The 7,039-nt window shown below is 47.7% G+C and carries 5 protein-coding genes and 2 pseudogenes; 4 read left to right on the top strand and 3 right to left on the bottom strand.

Annotated features, from left to right (window positions below; all coding sequences use genetic code 11):
* Positions 1-157: 157 nt before the first annotated feature.
* The 3 genes and pseudogenes from AQ981_RS12410 to AQ981_RS28115 form a co-directional block, all read right to left on the bottom strand.
* Positions 158-1,198 (bottom strand): hypothetical protein, encoded by a 1,041-nt coding sequence (locus tag AQ981_RS12410; RefSeq protein WP_058912059.1) that lies wholly within the window; start codon positions 1,196-1,198, stop codon positions 158-160.
* A gap of 98 nt (positions 1,199-1,296) precedes the next feature.
* A pseudogene (locus AQ981_RS12405) lies at positions 1,297-1,797 on the bottom strand (IS3 family transposase); the annotation flags it as partial.
* Positions 1,798-1,800: 3 nt separating this feature from the next.
* Positions 1,801-2,025, bottom strand: a pseudogene (locus tag AQ981_RS28115) (DUF4158 domain-containing protein); the annotation flags it as partial.
* Positions 2,026-2,192: 167 nt separating this feature from the next.
* Between AQ981_RS28115 and AQ981_RS12400 the strand changes: the two are divergent.
* From AQ981_RS12400 to AQ981_RS12385, 4 genes are all read left to right on the top strand, one after another.
* A complete protein-coding gene (locus AQ981_RS12400) occupies positions 2,193-2,834 on the top strand; it encodes a recombinase family protein (protein WP_058912058.1) in 642 nt (213 codons plus the stop codon).
* Positions 2,835-3,146: 312 nt separating this feature from the next.
* Positions 3,147-4,157 carry a LacI family DNA-binding transcriptional regulator gene (locus AQ981_RS12395; protein ID WP_058912057.1) on the top strand — a complete coding sequence of 337 codons (1,011 nt, stop codon included), beginning with the start codon at positions 3,147-3,149 and terminating at the stop codon, positions 4,155-4,157.
* 108 nt (positions 4,158-4,265) lie between these two features.
* Entirely contained in the window at positions 4,266-5,990 is a 1,725-nt protein-coding gene (locus tag AQ981_RS12390; RefSeq protein ID WP_058912056.1) for a GH32 C-terminal domain-containing protein, read from the top strand.
* Between the two features lie 2 nt (positions 5,991-5,992).
* Positions 5,993-6,958 carry a carbohydrate kinase family protein gene (locus AQ981_RS12385; protein ID WP_058912055.1) on the top strand — a complete coding sequence of 322 codons (966 nt, stop codon included), beginning with the start codon at positions 5,993-5,995 and terminating at the stop codon, positions 6,956-6,958.
* The last annotated feature ends 81 nt before the right edge of the window (positions 6,959-7,039 follow it).

The following is a 7,039-nucleotide window of genomic DNA, read 5'->3' as shown; positions in this document are numbered from 1 at the left end:
TCAACCTTTCAAGGTCATATGTCAGATCAAGTCGCGACTAATACAAGTAATGCTTTCAGCACCTTAACTCCGCCATTCCCTGGCGGATACGCTCGGGGGCATTCCTGCCCACCTCCCATTTTCAGCGCCGGTTATTTCCGGCTCTGTTTGGCGTCTTTTATAACACTATGACAAATTTATCGTCAATGAGTGACAGGACAGGTGAAACGGAAGAGATATTGTCACCAACTAGATAAGTTAATGGAGAAAAATCAGGCTCTGATTTATTCACCAGGCGTACCATACGTCCTTTATTCATAATAACGACGTCATACGCTTCTGGATTAAATGACAGGACTTTAAAATCCTCTTCATTTTTCATGTTGTTATAAAAGTCGTAACTTTGAAAAATTTTGTCCGGTGTGGAATGGGTTGCATAAGCCCAGGCATCTAAGGCTGTGCCATATAGTGCTTTTATTTTATTTAGATCTTTTTGATAAAATGCCTGCCAGATTTCCATATAGGCTTGCTCCAGCTTGGCACGTTGCTCAGGTGAATCAGTGTAAGCTTCAGCTTTTGTCCATGCCCAGTCAGGTACGCCGTTTACCTGGACTTTTTTCGTAAACTCATAGAGTTTCATTCCAGTTGGATAAAACTCCGGCAGGTAGAAATCGTCTTCAATATAGCCGGGTTGAACCTGGCTGGCATTTTTTTCACTGCGAACAGTTTGTGTGTCTTTTGACACCGGATTACCTGAACTGTCAACGGAGATTTGGATTTCGCTGATGGTTGTGTATTGTTCATCCTGGATAGACATGAATTGCAGGTTGCAATAGGCGTCAGGTGAAAAACGCGATTTTTCTTTTAGAACGCTGATATTCGTTTTAAACCAGTTCAGCGCGCCAACTTCAACGCTAATCTCATTTTCACCGTTTTCCAGCGCCAGAATTGCGGCTGTGCTGCTGGAGACAAACCCCAAATCCTGCAGGACCGCACTGCGGTTATTTTGCCCTTCTACGCCGTTGGTTTTTATCGCGCAATAGAGATACTTGCCATCAAAGACACTGCGGTAGTTGGTTTTTTCCTGGGCAGAATATGCGGGATGGATAGACATCAGATAACCTTCAAGTATGCCGATTAGCATCGTATTGAAAACAAAGCGCTTAAAGAAAAACGGCGTAAGCCGGGTAACAGCGTTCAGTCGAACATTAATAAACATTGTGAAATTCCTTTTTATTAAACCTTTCCTCTGGGAGGAACAATGCGTTTTGACCCTGACCCCGAATATGATCCAGTCATAATCAGGAATAACCGGCTTCATGTTGGCTGCATATTCTGACAACCGGCAGACTTCTCAGCGAATTCGGATGGCGTCATCCAGCCCAGTGCAGAATGGGGACGCCTCTGATTATAGTGTATGCGCCACGCCTCGATTTTGCACCGTGCATCCTCCAGCGACATGAACCAGTTCTCGTTCAGGCACTCCTGGCGTAACCTGCCGTTGAATGACTCCACGCTGGCATTATCCATTGGCGTTCCCGGCCGGGAAAAATCAATGCGGATCCCACGCTCATACACCCACTTATCCAGCATTTTCCCTGCAAATTCAGAGCCATTGTCCATTTTCAGCAACCGGGGAAGCGGGCGGCTGAGCGCGATGCTGTTCAGCATTTCCGCGACTTCCGTTGAGCGCAGATTCTGCCCGACACAGATCCCCAGACATTCGCGGGTGTACAGATCAATCACCGTCAACAGACGCAACCGGCGGCCGTCAAACAGCGCATCAGAGACAAAATCCATGCCCCAGACATGGTTCGGATACAGCCCCTGAGAGGGTGGGATTTTTTTATCCGGGGCAAAGCCGACATTTTTCAGATAGCAAAGCAGGACGGCAAAACCAAAACGGCTGGCGGGTTTACGGTGAGCACTGATAAGCGCCAGATCATGCTCACTGAAATAGGCCATCCGCGTCAGCGTTAACTCATCGTCCGGTAATGCCAGTAATGATTCTCTTTCAGAAATAGAAAGAATCTGCCTCCTTGCCATATAGTTTTCCTAGTAAATTATTCAGTGCAGTATTTTTAACAAAACCAGGTATCGCATAAGGGTACACCCTGACGCCATAACCAAAACGTGACGGCACACGATGAATGACATAACCTATATGCGATAGATTAAATGTAATAACCTAAATGCGATAACGTGGTGAAAAAATGTTCATCAGAGCTTATTTAAGGGCATCAACGGAAGATCAGTTCGCCGATCGGGCAAAAGAGATGCTGGAGCAGTTTGTTGAGGAACGGGGACATAAAATAGCCAGTTACTACCGGGAGAATATCAGCGGTACAAAACTTGACCGCCCGGAACTGGGTCGCTTACTGATGGACAGTCACCGCAATGATATTTTGCTGGTCGAGCAAATTGACCGCCTGACCCGTCTGAGTAACAGCGACTGGATGACGCTGAAAAAGCAGATAGAACAACACGAACTGCGGATTGTTAGCCTGGATGTGCCCACTTCATGGCAGGCGCTGTCAGATAAAGACCCTTCTCAGGCTGACCCAATCACCCGCGCCGTGATAACCGCCATCAATAACATGCTTATCGACCTGATGGCCGCAATGTCGCATAAGGACTGGCTGAGCCGCCGCCAGCGCCAGAAGCAGGGAATTGAACGGGCGCATACACTGGGGAAATACCGGGGTAAACAGGCCGATCAGGAGCGACATCAGAAAGTCCTGTACTACCGGCAGGTCAAGAAACTGAGCATCCGTGAAACTGCAGATGCAACGGGCTACAGTGCTTCGCAGGTTTGTCGGATACAATCGCTTTATAAAAATAATGAAACTACCTGAAAAGCTGGGATAGCGGTGAATATTTGCGATCATAGAATGCCAGTAAGTAGTTTTAGTGGCTAGTCGCCTGATTTAGTCCGTCAGGCAGGCCACTCTGTGCCAAAGCGGAAGTTGGGGATTATCTGCATACCGAAAAATGACTACCTAAACCGTGGCGATTCAGTTTTAGCTGGTTAAGAAACGTTCTGGCAATCTGAATCTGTGAACCCGAAGCTATATATATGTAACAATCAAACATGAGATCTACCAGATATTTTTTGTCAGGTGCTGAGTTACAATGCATGTAACTTATGTAATCGGTAACATGACTTAATGGCTTCGATCAGAGATGTAGCAACGAAAGCGGGCGTTTCAACCGCCACGGTATCAAGGGTGATTAACAACCACCCTAGCGTGACAGCACAAACCCGCCGGGCAGTGCACGAAGCGATGGATTTTCTCTGCTATGTTCCCAACAGAAATGCCGTTTTACTGAGTGGAAAATGCTCTGGTCTGATAGGGGTCGTGGTGCCGAATTTAATTAACCCGCATTTCTGCGAACTTCTGGCCTCGCTTGAGGAAGAAGCGCGATACGTCGGGAAATCGGTCATTATTAAAACTCATCAAAACCAGCCATTTCAGGACAAGCAAATAGTCAGAACATTGGTCGGGATGGGCATTGAGGCATTGATTTGGGTGCCGACTGAAGCCGAATCTTCCTTGTCGGAGTGGCTGATAAACACCGGTATTCATACCGCAGTGGTGACACAAAATTCGCGTTTCTTTAATTCGGTTTGCAACAATCAGGAACGCGGAGCAGAAACAATAGCCGAACATTTTATCGATATCGGCCGTATCCGCCCAGGTTTTATTGGTCAGGATGGCGTAGACAACCGTAAAATGTCAGCCTTCTGCAAAAGAGTACTCAGTCACGGTCACAAGGTGGAAAAACACCATAGTTACTGGATACCGAAAGGTGACGGAGAAATTAACAGGGGACATATCCACTCGCTGGACAATATTGTGGACAACATAATTTCACAGGATGAAAGAATAAACTGTCTGTTTATTTATAACGATGTTGCCGCAAGCTACGTGATTGAACGTCTGAGCCGTAAAGGGATCAATATCCCTGAAGATATTGCGGTGGCAAGTTTTGATAATACTATCATTGCACAAATGATGAACATCACCAGCATCGCTCAGCCTATTAATGAAATGGGCAAGTTAGCATTCGAATTGATCAACAGCAGTGAGACAAAAGACAGCATTGATTCAGTGGAGTTAACAACCCGACTGATTGTCCGAGAAAGCAGCCTAGGTATGACGATAATAAAAAATTAACCTGCGTTTCTTACACATCAAATATTAATCGACTTTAAAAATTCTGCCGAAGGTGGAGGGTTTTCGCCTGAAAAAATATCCATATCTATTAACCAAAGAGTAATCACCATGAAAAAATTAGTATTGCCCGCAGCATCAGGCACGCGATTTGACCTGTGGCTGAAGAAAAACCACGACTCGTGTTTGCCATTACTACAGTTTTCAGTGAGCGGAAAAATAGTATATGCCATAAAAACAGCGGCTGAATATTATCAGTATTTCACCTGTACTCACTATTCTGACGAACCGATATCGATCGAATGGGATGATGATGCGGCGGATATTTCGTTATTTTACTTTTGGCAACCCGAAACGGTGCACCGGGTTGGGGTAACGTACCTGCTCAGTGAAGCCGGTACGTTACGGGTTGTGGGGCTTGGTGAGATGGAGACCTGGTATAAGCAAGAACCACTGCGCCCGGCGTTGCACTTTTCTCCTTTTAGCCGCTGGATGAATGATCCTAACGGATTGTGCAAAATTGGCGATACCTATCATCTTTTCTATCAGTTTCATCCGCATAGCACTGAATGGGGGCCAATGCACTGGGGACATGCCACCAGTAACGATCTCTACCATTGGCGTCACTATCCGGTGTTTTTACAGCCAGAGCAGAATCTTGAAGCTCTTGGCGCGACCGGTGGTGCGTTTTCCGGTACGGCTTTCCAGGATAACGACGGTACTACCCGGTTCTACTTCACCGAACGTTTACCTGCCTACGATCTGTATACCGGTTATCGCGAGGTTCAGAAGTGTGCCCGGCCTGGCCGCTGGCTGGATAAAGTGGAATCCGTTAAGCAAGTGTTGAGCGAGCTGCCCGAGGGTGTGAGCTGCGATTTCCGCGATCCTAAAGTCTGGTTTGATAAACAGCAACAGCGTTATTTCATGTTGCTGGGCGCAGCGGTGGACAACGATCCTGCGGTGTTGCTTTTCACCTCGCCAAACGGCGATGACTGGGTATTTGACCACGTTCTCTATCGAGCAGATAAAACGTTCAGCCAGCACGGAGGGCGTTGTGTGGAATGCCCGGACTTTTTCCCGATCGGGGATAAATGGGTGTTAATCATGGGGATCGTGGGCTATACGGAAGCGAAAACCGGGCGACATAACCTGCTTTATGCCCTGACAGGCGAGTTTAGTCAGGGTCGCTTTATCCCGGATGATAAAGCATTGCAGACACTTGATTTCGGAACGGATTTTTATGCGCTGCAAACATTTCGCGATGAGGATAAAACTATTGGTTTTGCATGGCTGTACAACTGGGCCAGCAAGAAGACCGCTGATTCAGTCTACAACGGTGAATTGTCGCTGCCGCGCCAGTTTGCACTTAATGATGCTGGTCAGGTGTGTATGCTCCCCGTACCACCGCCAGCTTCTTGTGTCATCCAACAACACGAACATCTCCGCTCATGCTCTGAAGGGCGGTTACAGCTCCGTCTTGATACATGGCAATCATTCTCGCTACAGCTTAAAGGAAGCGAAATCGACCAGTTAATCCTGTCGTTGCAGGACGAAAATGATCAGCATATAACGCTGCGCTATAACGAAAATATGCTGACGCTACAGGCCGTAGGCCTGGACGATATGCGCTACAGCGTCTATGTGGATGAGCTCAGCGAACTGGAGCTGTTCTTTGATGCGGGCATTGTTGAGGTATTTGCCAACCAAGGTAGCCAGTGTGGCACGCGTCGCTATTTCCATATCAGTGCATGCCAGCGCCTCGCCCTGGAATACAACTCGACCGCGACGCTCACTACAGTGTTGTTATCACAATATCGTACGACATGGAGTCAGTAATAATGAGCTTAGAAGCAACCATTAATGGTCAGAGTATTGTCTGCCTGGGCGAACTGTTGATTGATTTTGTTTGTACCAACATCGATCAGGGGCTGGTAAAAGGCGAGAACTTCCTCAAGAAAGCAGGCGGTGCACCGTCAAACGTTGCGGTAGCGATTACCCGTCTAGGGGGGAATGTTCGGCTGGCTGCACAGGTAGGAAACGATCCTTTTGGCGAGTTTTTGATAGAGACGTTGCGTCAGGAATCAGTGGATACCACTCTGATTATTCGCGATAACGCCCTTCCCACAACGCTGGCTTTTGTGGGGATCCAACACGACGGCGAGCGCGATTTTGTATTCTGCCGTGGGGCTGATCGCAATTTATCACTGCAAAGTTTGCCTGCTGATTTTCTCAGTGGTAGTAGGATAGTTCACCTCGGGGCGGCCACTGGCTTAATGGACGGAGAGTTTTATGAGACCTACGCTACGATCGCACGTCGGGCGAAAGAGCAGGGAAAAATGCTCTCTTTCGACCCTAATTTTCGCAGTGGATTGTGGGGAGGTAACGAAGCTGAATTTATTCGCCGCTGCGAACCCTTCCTGAATATGGCCGATGTGGTCAAAATGAGTGAAGAAGAACTGGAACTTATTACCGGTCAGACTGACAGGGTTCAGGGATGTCGATATTTACACGACCGGGGAGCCACCTTTGCCACCATCACCCTCGGCAGCCAGGGAACCTGGGCCAGTCATCGAAACGGGGAGCAAACACTGGTTCCTTCTATTTCGGTTAAATCTGTCGATTCAACGGGAGCTGGAGACGCTTTTGTTGGCGCACTGCTACTGCGCTTTACGCAGCGGGACAGCCGAGCGATAACCTTTGATGATTTCACGGCGGATGTCACATGGGCCAACAAAGTTGGTGCCTTAACCTGTACGCGCTTCGGCGCAATCGACGCTATTCCGACGTTGGCTAAACTGGTGTAAACGTTGAGAACAGTCCGGTATTTTTTCTGACATAAAAAAGGGGAGCTTTTAAAGCTCCCTTTTTTCATCGATTGACTCAGA

Source organism: Entomohabitans teleogrylli (genome assembly GCF_001484765.1).
GTDB lineage: Bacteria > Pseudomonadota > Gammaproteobacteria > Enterobacterales > Enterobacteriaceae > Entomohabitans > Entomohabitans teleogrylli.
The sequence above is the reverse complement of the archived record's forward strand: the minus strand, read 5'-3'. Positions and strand labels throughout refer to the sequence as shown.